The organism is Segatella asaccharophila, from assembly GCF_054687055.1.
In genome coordinates this window covers 151,173-168,717 of record NZ_BAACAN010000006.1, presented here as the reverse complement: position 1 = coordinate 168,717, position 17,545 = coordinate 151,173, and the positions used below count along the sequence as shown (strand labels likewise).

Sequence of the window (17,545 nt, the reverse complement as noted above, 5' to 3'; positions counted from 1 at the left end):
ATATGCCGGAAAAACTGAATGAAACTTATTTTGAACAACATATTGCAGACTATCTTGCTTCAAGTCCGCTGTATGTGAAGAGGAGTCCGAAAGATTTCAATATTGAACATCTTGTGGACCGTGAATTGCTGGTAAGGTTCCTGAAAGCCCAGAAAGACAGTTGGCGGAGACTTCTTCGGATTTACGGATCGGAAGAAGAGGGCGTGAATGAAGTCATTGCTGTGGTCAACCATAAGATCGACCGGGGTGAAAGTTATCTTAAGTTGCTTCGGGAGGGGGTGGTTTTCAGTGGTGTGAGCTTCAAGCTCCTGCAGTTTAAACCAGACATGCACTTGGAGGATGAGACGCAAAGGCTCTATGAGCAAAACCGTTTTGCAATTGTTCGCCAGATGAAGTATTCGACTACCGGTCCTGACAAGGATCATGAACTCGACCTGTGTATTCTTATCAATGGTTGGCCGCTCATGACCTTTGAACTGAAAAATGAGGCTACGGGACAGACAGTACAGAATGCGATGCGTCAGTATGAATATGACCGGGATGCGAGAAACCGGATGCTCAAGACTTGTCTTGTGCATTTCGCGATGGATAATAATACGGTGATGATGACTACCCGACTGGAGGGGGAGGCTACCCGGTTCCTGCCTTTCAATAAGGACACGAAGAATCCGGTGGTAAAGGATGATTATGCCACTTGCTATATGTGGAAGGAAATCTTGAAGGCGGATTCGCTTTTGAATATCATTCAGCATTTCATCAAGCAGTTTCCTACCCGTAAGGGTCAAGTGACGATCTTTCCCCGTTTTCATCAGTTGAGGGTGGTCAGGCGTATTATCCGGCAGGTGAAGGAGGAGGGAGTGGGACGGAACTTCCTGATCCAACATAGTGCGGGAAGCGGCAAGACCAATTCTATGGCTTGGCTTGCCCATCAGTTGGCCAATCTTCAGAATCCGGACAACACTCCGGTGTTTGACAGTGTGATCATGGTCACGGACCGTATCGTACTCGATAAGAATGTGGCAGATGCCATCAAGAAGTTTGAGACTGTACCGGGTACGGTGAATGACATTCGGCACGGGAGCAAGAAACTGGCTTCGGCGCTGGAGGATGGCAGCCGTATCATCGTGAGTACGGTACAGAAATTCGGTTATGCCATGGACTATCTGAATCAGATTGCGGGGCAACGTTTTGCGGTGATTATTGACGAGGCCCATTCGGCGATGGGGAACGAGGCTGCCAAGGATATTCAGGAGGTGTTGACCCGCAAGGACCAGTTGGAAGATGTGGTGGACGACTATGATCCGGAGGAAGAGACACCTTTGGACCATGTTCTCAGCGAGTTGCAGGCTTCGCGAAAGCAGATGAAGCATATTTCTTACTTTGCGTTTACGGCGACTCCCAAGGACCGTACCTTTTCCCTTTTCGGGGAGCCGAATGGAAAGGCGTTTGACTATTATACCATGAAACAGGCCATCGAGGAGGGCTTTATCCTGGATGTGCTGCAAAATTACACGACTTTCCAGACGATGTTTGAACTGGTGAAGGATGAGAAGGTTTCTCCGGAGGAGGCGAAGGACAAGACATACGAGAAGAAGAAGGCGCTCCGCCTGGCGATGCAATATGTTAACGATCAACCTTATGTATTGGACTACAAGGCTAAGATGATGGTGGACTGGTTCATGACTAAAACTGTCTATAAGATCAAAGGCAAGGCGAAGGCTATGGTGGTGACCAGTTCACGCAAGCAGGCCGTGCGCTATAAACGGGCGATAGATAAGATTATTCAGGAGAAGTACAATGGGACGGTGAAGACGCTGGTCGCTTTCTCCGGAACGGTGGAACTAGATGGCGTGAACTATACGGAGGAGTCCCTGAATGGTTGGGGCATCAGAGACAATGCCATCAAGGTGAAGTTTGAGGAACCGGATGAGAGAATCCTCATTGTAGCTGAAAAGTTCCAGACGGGGTTTGACCAACCTTTGTTGCATACGATGTTCGTCGACAAGAAAATGGGCGGTATACAGTGTGTGCAGACGTTGAGCCGACTGAACCGTTGCCATCCTGACAAGGAGGATACGATGGTCATAGACTTTGTCAACAAACAGAAGGAGGTCTATGATGCGTTTAAGGATTACTATCAGGTTACTTATCTGGAGGGGAAGGATGACCCACAACGCCTCTATGACTATAAGAATGACATTGAAAGTTATGGCCTTTTTACTCCGGAAGAGGTAGAGAAGGTGGCAACGGTGGTGGCTGGTAGTGACTTTAAGAGTATAGAGGCGCTTTCGCCGATGATGCGCAAACTCACGGATGAGAAAGTCAAACCTCTGGAGCGGGATAAACAGACACGGTACCGGAGGTCGGTCAACCGCTACATCCGTCAATATGGGTATCTGGCACAGATCATGAATTTTATCGATCCCAAACTTGAAGCCTTTTATATCTTCTGCAAACTTTATTATAAGTTTTTGCCCTACAATGAGGATACTTTACCTACTGACTTGCTCAATAAGATTGACTTGGATAAATACCGGGTGCAACTGGCTGAGGAGGGGGCTATAAAACTGGACGAGGAGGATGGTGCGTTGAAGACGCCGAAGGGTAGTGACGTGCTGAATCCGCAGGAGGATGAAATTACTTTGGAAGACTTGTTGAAAACGGTCAACGAGCCCTATGCCGGTTTCCTGGATGAGAATGACCGGCTCATCAAGAACATTGCGGATCAGTTGAAGAACGACCCCGAAGTCATCCAGATGTATCAGGCCGGAAATACCTTGGATACCATCATGGCGGAAATGAAAAAGAAGTTCGGACAGAAGACCATGGCCGAAATCGGTAAGTATATCAATCTTACGGAAGCGATGAAAAAGAGTCCGACTCTTTCTGAAAGTATCATTACCGCGATAGTGGATTTTATTGCTGAATATGCCAATAAGGACAGGGCGCCGGAGTATGATGAGGCTGTGTTGAAGGAGAAGATGCTGGACGAGTTCAGTGATGAGTTTGCTGAAATTTGCGGACCGGTGTACCGTGGACTGGAAGAGGTGCTGGATGACTTTTTCGTAATTCTGGGGACGGCGACAACCCGGCAACTCGATGGACTGAACCAGTCTACGAAGAATGCTCTGAATGCGGTGTATTGCGGCAATCTTGACCAGACTTATAAGGCTTTGTATTTTTCGCAACTTTCTACGAAATTTGAGGCTTTTCTGCGGAAGATATACTATCTGGAATATGGTGAGGATGTGCCTGTGGAAGAGGGATACAGCAGCGGACTGGCAAATACGTCCTGGCATTTTAAGGAATTGTGGAGGTTGAAGAAGAACAGGGACAAGCGTTTTGACCAGCTCAGCCGATATTATGAAGACTTGAGGGGCTGGCGCAATGAGGAGTCGCATGGTGCGCCGAGTTATACGGAAACGGAACTGGACGAGAATCTCCACAAAACGGTATCACTGTATCTTTTTTCTGTCGCTATCAGTATCACGGAACTTGAGACCGCGGGGAAGATTTAATTAAGAAAACTGTGGGGCTGAGTATTATTTGTAAAGAGAACTTGACAAGTTTGTTTGAATTCTGCGACTAACCTTTAATTATTGTCTGATGAATAAGACTTTATGGAATTACTATAAGAATTCGGATGATGGCAAGCATGCTGTTGAGATGTTTGATCCTGAAACGAATGACATAGACGGTCATGTGTGGCAAATTGCCTCGTTTTTTAAAAGATGGGATCCTTATCTTACTCCGGATAATGTACAATTTGTGGTGTATGTTTATTGCATTAATTTCTTACATCAAAAGTGGCTTCCAATAAAAAAGGTAGACCGTAGGTCTTTTGAAAATTTCGTTGAGCAATATGAAATAAGGTTTTTTGATTTCTCAGAGAGTTATATATCCAGGAATTTGATGGTTCCTGAAGATGTGAACTTTGATAATTCTCCTCGGAGTCTGTTGATTCCTTCAGACAAATATAGAGCCAAGGCTGCTTCAGCACATTTCTTGTCTCTATTGTTATATTATTTTGATCCTTTTTTCAAACCGATGATGTTGGTTGAGCGATTTGATATTTTCCAACGCAGCTGTGATATGTTGGGAATAGATCTGCCCCCGATTCCACGCACCAAAGCCTATAAAGACTATCTCTTGTATTATTATGATTTGTGTGAAAACCTGAAAGACTTTCAAAACGAATATGGATTATCTGATGCGGAAGTCTGTGCCTGCATTTATGACTATGGGGGAAGGGTGCTTCTTGAGGAATCGGAAAATAAAGTACCTCAGGAATTGCCTCAACCTGTTAATGTGTGGTTGACGGGTGCATCTGGAAGTGGTGATTTTGCATTGCTGGATGCGATTAAGAATTCCCCTGTTCAGAGAAAGTCTATGGTTTGGGCAGGTAATGAACACACTCGAACTGGAGATATTGTGGTGATGTATTGTACTTCACCAAGATGTTATATTCATTCTATCTGGAGGGCAGGATCAGGAAGTGTTTTTAATCCCTTTGATTACTATCATGACCGGATACAAATATGCGACGGTCATGCCATACCGGAAATCACTTACAAGGAATTGAAGGCAGATCCGTATTTCTCCAAAGTTCCTATTGTACGCAAAAATCTTCAAGGGGTCAAAGGGGTTGAGCTTAAGGCAGAAGATTATGATAGATTATTGAAGCTCATTCAGCAAAAAGGAGGGGATATTTCCTGTTTGCCTCATTTGTTTAGTGGTACAGCGTTCGACTTTGGTAAGATTGTGCACGAAAAAGATGTGGAAGAACAAATCCTCATTCCTTTTTTAAAAATGATAGGGTATCAGGAATCTGATTGGGTACGTCAGTTGATGTTGAAAGCTGGAAGACAAGAAAAGGCAATCCCTGATTTCGTGTTTTTCCCCGTGGGTGAAAGGCATTTTGAAAGTGCTCCGATGGTAATCGAGGTAAAATTGGATTTTTCCTCTCATCTGGAACTTCAAAAGGCTTTTCGTCAATGCTTGTCTTATGCAAGGATGCTCCGATCTAGATTGATGGGTATATGTGATAAGGAGCGGTTATTGATTTATAAAGTGAATATGAGTGGTATGGCTGATATTACATCTCCAATTTTTGAAAATCATTGGCCAGTTATTTTTAGTAATGATTTAGTGGGTGCCCATCTAAATCAACTGATTGGAGCTGAAGTTATCAAAACAAAATGAGAGTTTATGTTCATTCTTTCCAGTATTGGATGAAAAATATACTGTTATTCCTACTAAATTGTGATTATCTATTATGGAAAGCGATGAATTGGATAAAATGATTATCTTTATGGTTAGTTTTAGCGTTTTGCGATGACTGTATCGTAGAAATGCGGGTATTAAGCTAATGTGAGTTCGATGACTCTTATTAGAACAAAGTCAATTAATGGTCAGAGCCTTTCTGTACTTGAATGGCGGGCTTTTTAGGGAAGAAACAATACACGGCAATACCACTGAGAAGATTGACGAGGAAGTTTTCAAATGACCTGTGTCTGGAATATTCTATCTGTGCAATGTTCTTCAACTCGTCATTGATGGTTTCGATTAAGATCCTCTTCCTGAGCAGTAGTCTGTCAGAGACGGATATCAGGGCTCCTTTCATGTTACTTTTCAATTTGGTGATGAGCTAGCTATATAGGGTCTGCTGATTTATTTTCATCAGCCGATGGCAAGAAACAGAGTTTTCTCGGGCACCCGACTTTGATTTCTAATCATTACCGTATTTTCTAGGATTATTTTGATGATTTCCATCATTTCAATAAGGGCATAAAGAAGTTCCCTGAAGAACTTCATTCTGTTTTTCACGAAGTAGCACGCGCCAACCCATGAAGCTCCCGTATCAGCACGTTTTGCCCTGATGTTGTTTGCCCTGTATATCCGCTTGCCTGTTCCGAAGGTCGCCTCCACCTCGTTTCTCTCTCCCACATTCCTTGCCATAAGGTCCCGTTATGGATATTGTGCAAACGGCTGTTGTAGATCCTTTCGATCTTATCCTTGGGTAAGGTGTCGCCCAGTTTCACCCAGCGGTTCGTCTTGGGCAGCCCTTACAGGGAAGACTTGAAAGCCTCGAGTGTCAACTCCCGGTTTTGTGAATTGAACTTCATTTCTACTTATTTTTAACACTAAAAGTTACTAATGTTCCCTTAATTGACCAAATATTGTATCATGTATCTTGCTGATAATCAATCAAATAAATATTAAATCAACTTATTCAGTGGATCCTAATTATTTTCATTTATAATGGAAGATTTCTTCCATTATATTTGGAAGATATTGTATTTCTGCTTATATTTGCCAGTAAAAAGAATTAGCTATGCTTAGACAGAATCAGATAGCTCAGGTAATTGATATACAGGAAGCAACGTATAAGCCACGCCATGGTGAAATTATAAGAGAGCAGCTTCCATTCATCCACTGGCTTGCGAAGAGTGGGCAAGAGCACACTACTACGTCAGATTGCCAACTCAAGGAAATATCGGCATGTGACCTACCTGAACTTCGATGACATTCGGTTGAGCAGTTTTGAGCAGGATGACTTCAATCGCCTTTATAAGGAGATACGGGCCAGAGGGTCTGAGGTGCTCTTCTTCGATGAGATACAGTTGGTAAAGGGATGGGAAATCTTCATTCACCAGTTGCTTCGCGAAAACTTCACGATTTATATAAGTGGCTCCAACGCCACGCTGCTCAGCGTTGACCTGGGCACGCATCTTACAGGCCGCCATATCCAGAATGAGCTGTTCCCATTTTCATTTACCGAGTTCCTGACTTTTGAAAAGATGGAGAACTCACCTTCGGTTTTTCAGAAATATTTGCTGATGGGCGGCATCCCAGAGTATCTTCGGACGAAGGAACCGCTCGTACTGAGCTCGCTCCTTGACGATGTCCTGGTACGGGATATTGCTGTCAACAAAGGTGTCAGCAATGTGCGGTCACTACGCCAACTTGCCGTTTATCTCCTTTCCAACATTGGAAAGCCTTACTCTGCAAACCGACTGAAGTCAGTATACGGAGTAGCATCTGCGACAACAGTCTCTGATTATATCTCATATATGATGGATGCCTATCTCGTCGGGAGTATTGGTCTTTATAGCGATTCTCTGCAGGTCACTGCAAGAAATCCTAAGAAGGTGTATTGCTATGACACAGGCCTGGCTGCAAGCTTTTCTTTGTCAAGATCACCCGATAAGGGACGGCTGTTGGAGAATATGGTCTTTATCTGGCTTCGCCATCGATATGCACTGGATCATATCTATTATGAGCAGGGAGAGGGCGAATGCGATTTCGTCGCGGTTGACGTTGCCAGCCATCCGGAATTATTGATACAGGTGTGTTATGAACTCAATGATGAAAATTTCCAGCGAGAGATGGACGGACTGACTGAAGCCATGCGGAAATTCCAGTTGCGCGAGGGATTCATCATCACTGCTGATGATGAGGACGAATTCAATACCGAAGTAGGGAAAGTGAATGTAGTCAAGGCCTGGAAATGGATGGATGGTCAGTAAACTCTCAATTTTGTCCATGCCGCCCAGACTAAGGGAGGAGCAGAGGTTGCTCTTGACAACCTTGACAAGAAATGGGGTGAGCAATATCCCATCGTTATCTAATCATGGCGTGATAAATGGGAACTTCTCACCAGTTATTTTCAATATATAGAAGTTATCCGTCAATCTATACGACCAATACGTTGGAGGGCTATCACCGTCAAATTCGCGAGATTACCAAGACCAAAGGAGTATTCCTGAATGACGCTGCTTTGAAAAAACTGGTATATCTCCGGCATACCGCAATATCAATAAGAAATGGACTATGCCTCTGACTAAGTGGGGACAAAGTGCACAACAATTGGCGATAAAGTTTGGTAGTTGCAAATATGTTCACTACCCGTTGGCGGAATTAGAATCTGTGCTCCATCCTGTAGTGGACAGAATGTTGAAGGGCAGGGCAGCCTTTTTCTCTCAGTGGTCCTGGTATTTCCGGAGGGGGAGTCGACAGCAGACCGGATAAAACTGACATGATGAAAGTAAATACGATCGTATTCTTTCTTTTTGATTTTTTAAGACCTTTCAAAACGGCGATATTTTCCAGCAGGTTGTCTTTGGTCTGAAATACGTGATTCTCAGCGAATATCCGCAAAATGCTATGAATCAATGACTTCTGATTTGTTGATACATAATTTTACCTTTCCGGATCGGTAACCAACGTTCGTTCAGGGTGCAATCGCCGTACGTTTGTACCCTGGCTTCAATGCTTTTAGAAGGTAAAAGCATTGTAGTTGCCTCCTAAAGGAACGTCGATTGGAAAACAGGGTTCCGGAGATGTAAGAAAAAACGGAGGTAAGTAAGAATTCAGGACATTTTTTCTTTCTGGTTGAAGAATTTTCACGGAAGTTTTTGAAAAGCAGAAAGTAAGGAAAGGAAACTGAAAACAAGCAATCTGTCATTTCCAGAAACCTTCCTGTCCGAGGATATTGACACAGAAGGAAGCAAGGGAAGAAGTAAGGCCAGAGTATCCCGACGCCGACAAAGGGTATAGGACCTTCACAGCCTTACCCTGCTCTCGCAACTGGCAGATCCGTTTATGGTCATCAGAATATGCGCCCTTGATGAGCAGGCTTTCCACATAGTTGTTTAAAGTCCTGTTGGCCAAGACGGCCTTCTTTTTTAGTATCTCAAGAACATCTGTTCTCAATCTGAAAGAAGTAGATTTTCTTATTGTCTTTGTATCCATTCCGTATCACTTTAGATATTATTTATATGGCAAATGTAATACTAATATTTCCATGGACACATTTGATCTGCTATCGGGTCTTTCACGATATATTCGGATATTCCGGTAAGTCGTGCCTCGAATCGGTCGTCTTGGGATGCCGCCGTGGTTTACGCAAGTCAATTCCCCGCAGCTCAGAATACTCTCAAAAAAGTGCCGGCTTTTTTTATCTGATAACGAGTTTGTCGCTCCCTGCTGCCTTAAAACTCATATCTAATCCTGTGACGCTGTGGGTAAGTGCACCAAAGGAAATAAAGTCTACGCCAGCTTTGGCGTAGGGTATCATGTTGTCAAAAGTGATACCTCCGCTTGATTCTGTTTCGCAACGTCCTGCTACCCGCTCAACAGCCCTCTGCGTTTCCTCCGGTGTAAAGTTGTCGAACATGATGCGGTCGCATCCCTCGGCAAGAGCGTCATCAAGTTCTTTGAAGTTGCGCACTTCACACTCTATTTTCAAGTCCTTCCGGTTGGTCTTGCAATACGCTTTAGCCCGTGATATAGCATTGTGCACACCGCCACAAAAGTCAATATGGTTGTCTTTGATCAAAATCATGTCGAAAAGACCGATGCGATGGTTCATTCCTCCGCCGATTTTGACGGCTTCCTTTTCAAGCATACGCATCCCGGGGGTGGTCTTGCGCGTGTCGAGTACACGTGTCTTTGTTCCGGCGTCGATGAGGGCCTGCTGATACCGATGGGTCATGGTCGCTATGCCACTCATGCGTTGCAAGATGTTGAGCATGAGCCGTTCGGTCTGAAGCAAACTCTGTTCACGTCCCTTTACGCTCATGACAATATCACCAGGTTTCACATGCGCTCCATCCCGGATAAATGCTTTTACGTTCAACTCAGGGTCAAAGCGGTGAAATACTTTTTTGGCAATCTTGACGCCGGCAAAAATACCCTCTTGTTTGATGAGCAGTTTGCTTTCCCCCATAGCATCGGCAGGAATGCAGCATAGAGTGGTGGGGTCACCGTCACCGATGTCCTCACTAAAAGCCAAGTCAATCAACTTGTCGTTAAGTTCGTCTACTGATAGCATAATTATGTTGTTGAATGGTGATTTAAGTTATAATTTGATAATCTATCCGTATCGATTAACTACAGCCCCAACTGCTTGGATATTTCGAGCATTTTATTGATGGGGCGAACGGCTTTTTGGGCAATCTGGGCGTTAACCTCGATGACAGGCCATTCATATTTCAGACAGTTGTATACTTTTTTCAGTGTAATCAGTTTCATAAAGTTGCATTCGTTGCATCCACAGGTACTATCGTCGGGTGGGGCAGGGATGAACAATTTGTGGGGGGCTGACTTCTGCATCTTATGAAGAATACCGCTCTCGGTGGCTATGATGAACTCTTGAGCCTTGTCCGTGATGCTGAATTTAAGCAAGGCAGCTGTACTTCCTACTTTGTCGGCCAGTTTTAAAATAGGGCCTTTGCACTCCGGATGAGCCAGTATTTTCGCATTGGGATATTCATGTTTGAGTTTTAGTATCTTCTCTACGGAGAATCTCTCATGTACATGACAGGCACCGTGCCAAAGTACCATATTACGACCGGTGAGGCTATTGATGTATCCGCCGAGATTTTCATCCGGGCCAAAGATAATCGGTGTGTCTTTGGGAAATGATTCCACTATCTGGCGGGCGTTGCTGCTGGTTACAACCACGTCGGTCAAAGCCTTGACGGCGGCCGATGTATTGACATAGCTGATGACCGTGTGCCCGGGATGGGCTTCAATAAACCTTTTGAAGTCATCGGCCGGACAACTTTCGGCCAGTGAGCAAGAAGCATTGAGGTCGGGAATGAGTATGGTCTTCTCCGGGCATAATATTTTATTGGTCTCACCCATGAAGTGAACGCCACACATGACGATTATGTCGGCATCAGTTTTGGCAGCTTGTTGCGCCAATGCAAGACTGTCGCCTACAAAATCGGCGATGTCCTGTACCTCACCATCTGTATAAAAGTGAGCCATGATTATAGCGTTTTTTTCTTTACATATCCGGCGGATTTCCTTTTTGATATTTATGCCGCTGGGGATTGCTTCATCAATGAAGCCCTTCTTCAACCATCTTTCGTCAGTCATTTTCATATTATCGTTTTTTATAGATATCTAATACATTATTATTTCTTGTCATAGGCGTGTTTAGGATAGTCTATCGTGTAGTGTAGTCCACGACTTTCTTTGCGCTCAATAGCTTGACGCGTGATCAGGTAGCCTACGTTAATCATATTGCGCAGTTCACAAATATCCCGGGTAGGCTTCACACGCTTGAAGAGTTCTTCTGTCTCTTCATACAGCAGGTCAAGTCGCTTCCATGCCCGGTGCAGGCGTAAATTGCTGCGCACAATACCCACATAGTTTGACATAATCTGGCCTACTTCTCTTTTATCTTGTGCGATGAGCACTTTTTCCTCGTTACTCATCGTACCCTCGTCGTTCCATTCCGGAACCTTGTCGTTATATGTATAATTATCGATCGTCTTGATCGAATGATCTGCAGCAGACTTTGCATAGACCACAGCCTCTATCAGCGAGTTGCTGGCCAGACGGTTGCCACCATGCAGTCCTGTGCACGAACATTCTCCTACGGCATAAAGTCTTTTAATGGAACTCTCGCCGTTGAGATTGACCTTGATACCCCCGCACATGTAGTGAGCGCTAGGGCACACGGGGATATACTGTCTCGTGATATCGATGCCTATAGACAGACACTTGGTATAAATGTTCGGAAATTGTCTTTTTGTTTCTTCTGCATCCTTGTGAGTCACATCGAGACAAACATGATTGAGTCCATGAATCTTCATTTCCCGGTCGATGGCTCTTGCCACAATGTCGCGAGGGGCTAAGGACAGGCGTTTATCATACTTCTGCATAAATTCCTCGCCGTTGGGCAGCCGTAATACGCCTCCATAGCCACGCAATGCTTCAGTGATGAGAAAGGCCGGATGAGTTTCTGCCGGGTTATAGAGTACTGTAGGGTGAAACTGGACGAATTCCATGTCTTTTACGGTGCCCTTGGCCCGGTAAACCATAGCGATGCCATCGCCGGTTGCAATATTGGGATTGGAAGTTGTGGCATACACGGCACCGGTGCCACCTGTAGCCATGAGGGTGACCCGACTTAGAAAAGTATCTATTTTCTGTGTATCAGGATTTAGAATATATGCCCCATAGCATTCTATGTCTGGTGTCTTGCGCGTCACCTCAACACCTAAATGGTGTTGGGTAATAATCTCTACAGCGTAATGGTTCTCGAAAATGGTAATGTTTTTGTTTGCTTTGACTGCAGTCATCAGACCGCGTTGTATCTCGAAACCGGTGTCATCAGCATGGTGTAAAATCCGGAATTCGCTGTGCCCTCCCTCCCGATGTAAATCAAAGGAGCCGTCTTCTTTTTTATCAAAGTTTACTCCCCACTGCAACAAGTCATTAATGGCCCCTGGCGCATTTCGTACCACATGTTCTACGGCCTTTCTATCGGAAATGAAATCTCCGGCAATTATCGTATCCTCTATATGCTTGTCGAAATTGTCCACTTTGAGATTGGTTACAGCAGCGATGCCCCCCTGAGCTTTTGCCGTATTTGTTTCGTCAAGTGTGGTTTTACACACTAAGGCAACTTTACCTTTACCGCTGTTAGCTACTTTTAATGCATAGCTCATACCGGCAACGCCACTGCCAATGATGAGAAAGTCAAATTTATAAATCATACCCATTAATTGAATTGATTTTATAAAACATTTATGTTAAAAAAGTTTCGTCCGTCATTAATTCTTAGTAATTGAGTTGTTCTCAAGACATGAAGTACCATTATCATATCCATGCACAACTTCATTGCAAAGTTCCGGGAGATTCTTGACATCTGCAAACAGTTTGCAAGAAGTCACGTCAATGACCATGGAAATATTCCTCGCCATGGTGTCGTCCCCAAATTCTCTGACATGGAAGTGGTCGCACTTTCCATAACTTCGGAGGCATTCAGCATCGATAGCGGATTGACAGGCTTGCCGCCAATGGCCTGACCTCCTTTATCTGAAGGATGTCAGGTGGGAATACCATGACTGGATGATACTCGGAGACAAAGGTATCTGAGTGCGCCGGAACAGCAGGATCTCTTTGAAACAGCCACCACAACTCTTGAAGTTTCCTACAGATTGAACCGGTAGAATGGAAGACCGTCTTTCTGGGCATACCAGCGTTTCCGAAAGAGAATAGAGAAGGTCTTCTCGTAGCTGAGAGGCCATCTTATAATGATACGCAACTATGCAAAGCAACCGGAAGGCTTCTTCGTAAGAATTGCGACCAAAGTTGCTGCATTTACGATGTTGCAGTATTTCAATCTTCTCAATCATAGACCTATAGGGTCAGTCAAGTATGCTTTATTTTAATTCAACCAATAGGTACATGAAGTATGATATGTATGTCTCAGTTTGGTGCAAAGGTAGTAAAAAATTGATAATTCCTTTCATATCTATCGTGTTTTATGGATATATAGAATAAAAGATAAAGATTGAGTGCTATTCAACTTGCGATTTGATAATGGAAGGAGTTAAGTCTGGTTTGCTCAATATATCTAACTTGTGGAACATTAGCATATATTGTGTAATTTAAATATGCTTATTTTCCGATATTTGTTTTCTAGGTTTCAAATTAGATGGAAATAGCTGAGAATCAGTCTACGCAAAGGGGCTGGTACAGATAAATGATAACAATTTGAGGAAATTGCTATTTAAGATGGATAATATATTGAGAAAAACGCATCATAAAGCAAAATACCTCAGAATACACTATTAAACCAAAAGTGATGCTTCCAAATACACATAAATAGAAAAGATACAAAAACAATCATGTTCACACCGAATGGAGAAGGTTGGAATTCGAACTATTACAAAGAAAAAGTCTTAATTTTCGAAAACTTGGTCTATGTGCAATTTGCAAGCGGTGGGAAATAAACCTTTTTTTCTTCAACTAAACTAAAGTGAAGAAAAATCATTTTTTCTAAGTTAAACCAATAATGAGACAAAATGATTAAAGGGGAAATAACCGATTTCTGGCTATAATTCATTATCAGTACATTTCCTTTATGGTTGCCCCCGTGTTCGCAAATAAAAGAAAAAGGAGTTACAGTAATGCAACTCCTTGATATTCAGTGTGGACCAGATAGGGCTTGAACCTATGACCTCCAGATTATGAGTCTGTTGCTCTAACCAACTGAGCTACAAGTCCGTGAAAGCAGCCTCAGTCACTTTCGGCTGCAAAGATACAATGTTTCTGCCTATTTCGCAAATAATTCAGTAAAAATCTTGATGAACTGTCTGTGTAGGATAGGGTATAAAAAAGTGAAATGATTTGGGGAAAAATAAATGAGCCGTTAACAGGATTCAAAAAATAAATAAAGTTGTATAAATATTAAGTAGGTTATTTGGTATTAAATAGAGAAATATCTATATTTGCAAAACATAGAGGGTCACTGTTTATTTGATCAGGCAGAATTTAGTTCTATGTTAAAAGAGAATGATATCTACACGAAGTTGAATGCGATGATTATTGCTGACTTGGGAAGAAGGTTCAAGAGATACAGAGTGCTTTCTCAGTTAACACAACGGGATGTAGCAGAAAGGGCTGGAGTAAGTATTTTTACAATCAGCCAGTTTGAAAAGGGCGAAGACAGGAATATTACTTTTGGCAACTTCCTCGCTTTGTTACGTAGTATCGGATTCTTGGAAGAAGTGGATAAACTCCTTCCCCCGATGCCAGATGAAAAAGGCCTGCAAAGAAGAAAAGAAAGGGTAAGGCACGGAAAATAATATCGTATTTTCTTGTTTCAAATATGAATTGAAGGGGACGGATGTGGACAAGGGAGTGGAATTTGTCTCAAAAAATCTCTGTCCGGACATGACTAACGTGCTGTGATTTGGTGTTAAATCATATTGAGAAGTGGAGAATTGATTTGATTTTCATTAACTTTGCACATAATTTAGGATATAAAGTATGAACATGAACCAGAAATCAGGAGATTTTAATCCCCAGGGTCTGACCGACCGGCAAGTATTGGAAAACCGTGAGAGGTTTGGCAAGAACTTTTTAACACCTCCTCACAAAGTTTCGATGTGGAAATTGTATTTGGATAAATACAAGGATCCGATCATTGAAGTTTTGCTGGTAGCAGCAGCAATTTCTCTTGCCCTGGGTTTTCTGGAAAATGATTTTGTAGAGGCGATCGGCATTCTTCTGGCGGTCTTTTTCGCTACCACGGTAGGTTTTTACTTTGAACGGGATGCCGCCCATAAGTTTGATCTGCTGACGGCTTTGGGTGAGGAACAACCAGTAAAGGTTCGCCGTCATGGTAAAGTGATGGAAATCCCGCGCCTGGATGTGGTGGTGGGTGATGTTATTCTGGTTGAAACTGGTGATGAAATTCCGGCTGACGGCCGGCTTTTCTTTTCCAGGAACTTGCAGATCAATGAATCTCAGTTGACCGGTGAACCGGTGACGACTAAATCGGCTGAACCGGAAGAAGAGGCAGACGCTAAGAATGCTGCTGCTTTTCCGAAAAATGTTATTTTGCGTTCCTCTATGGTGATGAGCGGACGCGGGGAAGCGGTGGTGACAGCTGTAGGAGATGCAACAGAGATCGGCAAGGTTTCAGAGCTGACGACAGCAGAAACTTCCGTAAAAACACCGTTGAATATCCAGCTCTCCAAGTTGGCTGCGCTAATCTCCAAGATCGGTTCGTTGGTTGCTGTTGCGGCTTTCGTCCTTTTCCTGGTTCATGATATTCTGACAAATCCGGCCTGGGGATCAAAGGATTATTTCTATCTGGCACAGATCGTCCTGAAATATTTCATGATGGCCGTAACCCTCATCGTGATGGCAGTTCCTGAGGGGCTGCCGATGGCGGTGACACTGGCTCTGGCGCTGAATATGCGCAGGATGCTGAAATCAAATAATCTGGTCCGGAGACTTCATGCTTGTGAGACCATGGGCGCTGTGACGGTTATCTGTACGGATAAGACCGGCACGCTCACGGAAAACAAGATGACAGTGGGGAGGATGTGTTTGTGCCATCCGGAACCCTTCAAGACCGGCGTCAGCCTTGGTGAACAGGCGGAAAAGAACTTCCTCGCACAGGCTATTGCGGTCAATTCGACAGCGGAACTGGATGGGGATAAAGGTATAGGCAATCCTACAGAAGTGGCTCTGCTGCATTGGATGCGGAGAGAGGGATACGATTATGAGACTTTACGGACTAACCTGGTCATCGAGGATCAGATGCCTTTCTCTACAGAGAAAAAATACATGGTTACCATTGCTGCTGTGAATGGACAGCGGTATCTGTTCATCAAGGGGGCCCCTGAAAAAATACTGGCTTTATGTGATCTGACGGATGATAATCGGAAGAACGCGCAGGACGAGTTGCTGGATTTCCAGAATCATGCCATGCGGACACTTGCCTTTGCTTATAAAAGGATTCCGGAGGGCAGATCTGAACCCGAAGAGGAGGAGATCATCAAATCTGATCATCTGCTGACTCACCTGTCCCTGCAGGCGCTTACGGCTATCTCAGACCCCGTCCGGAAAGAGGTTCCTGAGGCAGTACGTAAATGTCAGAAAGCCGGAATAACGGTTAAGATCGTTACGGGTGACACTTCGGCTACAGCCGTGGAGATAGGACGACAGATCCATCTTTTCGATGATGTCAAGCCGGGGACGGATTTGTCCCCTTATACAATTACCGGCGCAGAATGGGAAGCGCTCTCTGATGAGGAGGCTTCCAAACGTGCCAGGACCCTCCGGGTTATGTCCCGGGCGCGTCCTGCTGACAAGCAGCGTCTCGTGGAATTGCTGCAGAAGGGGAAGGAGGTCGTGGCGGTAACCGGTGACGGTACCAATGATGCCCCGGCATTGCATTACGCTCATGTGGGACTCTCCCTGGGATCGGGTACTTCTGTGGCCAAGGCTGCCTCCGACATCACGCTGATGGATGACTCCTTTGGTTCTATCACGAGCGCGGTGATGTGGGGACGATCCATTTACAAGAATATTCAGCGTTTCCTGTTCTTCCAGCTCACGGTGAACGTGACCGCTTTACTGTTGGTCCTCGTGGGATCGGTCGTCAGCACACAACTGCCCTTGACCGTGACTCAGATATTATGGGTGAACCTCATCATGGATACCTTCGCTGCAATGGCCTTGGCTTCCCTGCCCCCTTCTCCCGAAGTCTTGAAGGAAAAACCGAGGAATCCAGACAGCTTTATCATCACCAGACCCATCGGTATTGCCATCTTTAGCTGCGGTTTCTTCTTCTTCCTGGTTATGTTCCTGTTCTTGCTCTGGTGTGTCAGACGCGGACCGGAAGGAGGGGTGAGCGTACATGAACTGACATGGTTCTTTACGGCTTTCGTGATGCTTCAGTTCTGGAATCTCTTCAATGCCAAGGCCTTGGGCAGCCACCATTCGGCTTTCCATCATTTCTTCGCAGACAAGGGGATGTTCTGGGTGTTATTGATCATCCTGGTAGGACAGTGGCTGATTGTGACTTTCGGCGGCAATATGTTCCGTACGGAACCTTTGTCTTTCAAGGAGTGGATGATCATTATCGGTGCCACTTCAATGGTGCTGTGGGGAGGAGAGGCCGGTCGTGCTGTCGAGAGACTGGCTGCGCGTCACAAGGAGTGAGAAAGTAATGACCTGACTGCTGGTTCTTGGTAGGTGGGTGCTGCTCTTCCGTGACTTTCAA

General features: G+C 44.5%; 12 protein-coding genes, 1 tRNA gene and 2 pseudogenes. 7 read left to right on the top strand and 8 right to left on the bottom strand.

Translation table 11 applies throughout. The features are described from left to right. Positions 1–2 precede the first annotated feature (2 nt). Both ACYRYG_RS05630 and ACYRYG_RS05625 read left to right on the top strand, forming a co-directional pair. Positions 3–3,518, top strand: coding sequence for a type I restriction endonuclease subunit R (locus tag ACYRYG_RS05630; protein ID WP_460197810.1), 3,516 nt, complete (start codon positions 3–5; stop codon positions 3,516–3,518). An 88-nt stretch (positions 3,519–3,606) separates the two neighbouring features. Then, the gene (locus tag ACYRYG_RS05625) at positions 3,607–5,202 is read left to right on the top strand and encodes a restriction endonuclease subunit R (RefSeq protein ID WP_460197809.1); all 1,596 of its coding nucleotides are present in this window, start codon (positions 3,607–3,609) and stop codon (positions 5,200–5,202) included. A gap of 202 nt (positions 5,203–5,404) precedes the next feature. Here the strand turns inward: ACYRYG_RS05625 and ACYRYG_RS05620 are convergent. Continuing rightward, positions 5,405–5,647, bottom strand: a pseudogene (locus ACYRYG_RS05620) (transposase); the annotation flags it as partial. Between the two features lie 32 nt (positions 5,648–5,679). Next, positions 5,680–5,958, bottom strand: coding sequence for a hypothetical protein (locus ACYRYG_RS05615; RefSeq protein WP_460197808.1), 279 nt, complete (start codon positions 5,956–5,958; stop codon positions 5,680–5,682). A 482-nt stretch (positions 5,959–6,440) separates the two neighbouring features. On the opposite strand from ACYRYG_RS05615, the gene ACYRYG_RS05610 reads away from it, so the two are divergent. After that, complete coding sequence (locus tag ACYRYG_RS05610; protein WP_293429515.1) at positions 6,441–7,529, top strand: ATP-binding protein; 1,089 nt, start codon at positions 6,441–6,443, stop codon at positions 7,527–7,529. Positions 7,530–7,532: 3 nt separating this feature from the next. After that, positions 7,533–7,887: pseudogene (locus ACYRYG_RS05605) on the top strand (transposase); the annotation flags it as partial. 576 nt (positions 7,888–8,463) lie between these two features. Here ACYRYG_RS05605 and ACYRYG_RS05600 read toward each other — a convergent pair. From ACYRYG_RS05600 to nadB, 4 genes are all read right to left on the bottom strand, one after another. After that, on the bottom strand, positions 8,464–8,754 hold the full coding sequence (locus ACYRYG_RS05600) for a hypothetical protein (RefSeq protein ID WP_293429512.1): 291 nt from the start codon (positions 8,752–8,754) through the stop codon (positions 8,464–8,466). 205 nt (positions 8,755–8,959) lie between these two features. Next, positions 8,960–9,835: a carboxylating nicotinate-nucleotide diphosphorylase gene (nadC, locus tag ACYRYG_RS05595; protein WP_293429509.1), complete on the bottom strand. Its 876-nt coding sequence runs from the start codon at positions 9,833–9,835 to the stop codon at positions 8,960–8,962. A 59-nt stretch (positions 9,836–9,894) separates the two neighbouring features. Beyond that, positions 9,895–10,887, bottom strand: coding sequence for a quinolinate synthase NadA (gene nadA / locus ACYRYG_RS05590; protein WP_293429506.1), 993 nt, complete (start codon positions 10,885–10,887; stop codon positions 9,895–9,897). Between the two features lie 38 nt (positions 10,888–10,925). Then, on the bottom strand, positions 10,926–12,515 hold the full coding sequence (gene nadB / locus ACYRYG_RS05585) for an L-aspartate oxidase (protein ID WP_293429503.1): 1,590 nt from the start codon (positions 12,513–12,515) through the stop codon (positions 10,926–10,928). A 111-nt stretch (positions 12,516–12,626) separates the two neighbouring features. Between nadB and ACYRYG_RS05580 the strand changes: the two genes are divergently transcribed. Then, entirely contained in the window at positions 12,627–12,827 is a 201-nt protein-coding gene (locus tag ACYRYG_RS05580) for a hypothetical protein (protein WP_460197807.1), read from the top strand. Positions 12,828–12,833: 6 nt separating this feature from the next. Here the strand turns inward: ACYRYG_RS05580 and ACYRYG_RS05575 are convergent, their stop codons facing one another. Beyond that, positions 12,834–13,157 carry a hypothetical protein gene (locus ACYRYG_RS05575; protein WP_460197806.1) on the bottom strand — a complete coding sequence of 108 codons (324 nt, stop codon included), beginning with the start codon at positions 13,155–13,157 and terminating at the stop codon, positions 12,834–12,836. Between the two features lie 800 nt (positions 13,158–13,957). Beyond that, positions 13,958–14,031, bottom strand: a tRNA-Ile gene (locus ACYRYG_RS05570). Positions 14,032–14,306: 275 nt separating this feature from the next. On the opposite strand from ACYRYG_RS05570, the gene ACYRYG_RS05565 reads away from it, so the two are divergent. Together ACYRYG_RS05565 and ACYRYG_RS05560 are read left to right on the top strand one after the other, a co-directional pair. Further along, entirely contained in the window at positions 14,307–14,612 is a 306-nt protein-coding gene (locus ACYRYG_RS05565) for a helix-turn-helix domain-containing protein (protein WP_294730125.1), read from the top strand. Between the two features lie 190 nt (positions 14,613–14,802). Further along, positions 14,803–17,484, top strand: coding sequence for a calcium-translocating P-type ATPase, PMCA-type (locus tag ACYRYG_RS05560; protein ID WP_294730128.1), 2,682 nt, complete (start codon positions 14,803–14,805; stop codon positions 17,482–17,484). Positions 17,485–17,545 lie beyond the last annotated feature (61 nt).

Excerpts from the sequence above, each read along its gene's own strand:
- ACYRYG_RS05630 (WP_460197810.1), top strand. The coding sequence starts at position 3 with ATGCCGGAAAAACTGAATGAAACTTATTTTGAACAACATATTGCAGAC.
- ACYRYG_RS05625 (WP_460197809.1), top strand. The coding sequence starts at position 3,607 with ATGAATAAGACTTTATGGAATTACTATAAGAATTCGGATGATGGCAAG.
- ACYRYG_RS05615 (WP_460197808.1), bottom strand. The coding sequence starts at position 5,958 with ATGGCAAGGAATGTGGGAGAGAGAAACGAGGTGGAGGCGACCTTCGGA.
- ACYRYG_RS05600 (WP_293429512.1), bottom strand. The coding sequence starts at position 8,754 with ATGGATACAAAGACAATAAGAAAATCTACTTCTTTCAGATTGAGAACA.
- nadC (WP_293429509.1), bottom strand. The coding sequence starts at position 9,835 with ATGCTATCAGTAGACGAACTTAACGACAAGTTGATTGACTTGGCTTTT.
- nadA (WP_293429506.1), bottom strand. The coding sequence starts at position 10,887 with ATGACTGACGAAAGATGGTTGAAGAAGGGCTTCATTGATGAAGCAATC.
- nadB (WP_293429503.1), bottom strand. The coding sequence starts at position 12,515 with ATGATTTATAAATTTGACTTTCTCATCATTGGCAGTGGCGTTGCCGGT.
- ACYRYG_RS05580 (WP_460197807.1), top strand. The coding sequence starts at position 12,627 with ATGCACAACTTCATTGCAAAGTTCCGGGAGATTCTTGACATCTGCAAA.
- ACYRYG_RS05575 (WP_460197806.1), bottom strand. The coding sequence starts at position 13,157 with ATGATTGAGAAGATTGAAATACTGCAACATCGTAAATGCAGCAACTTT.
- ACYRYG_RS05565 (WP_294730125.1), top strand. The coding sequence starts at position 14,307 with ATGTTAAAAGAGAATGATATCTACACGAAGTTGAATGCGATGATTATT.
- ACYRYG_RS05560 (WP_294730128.1), top strand. The coding sequence starts at position 14,803 with ATGAACCAGAAATCAGGAGATTTTAATCCCCAGGGTCTGACCGACCGG.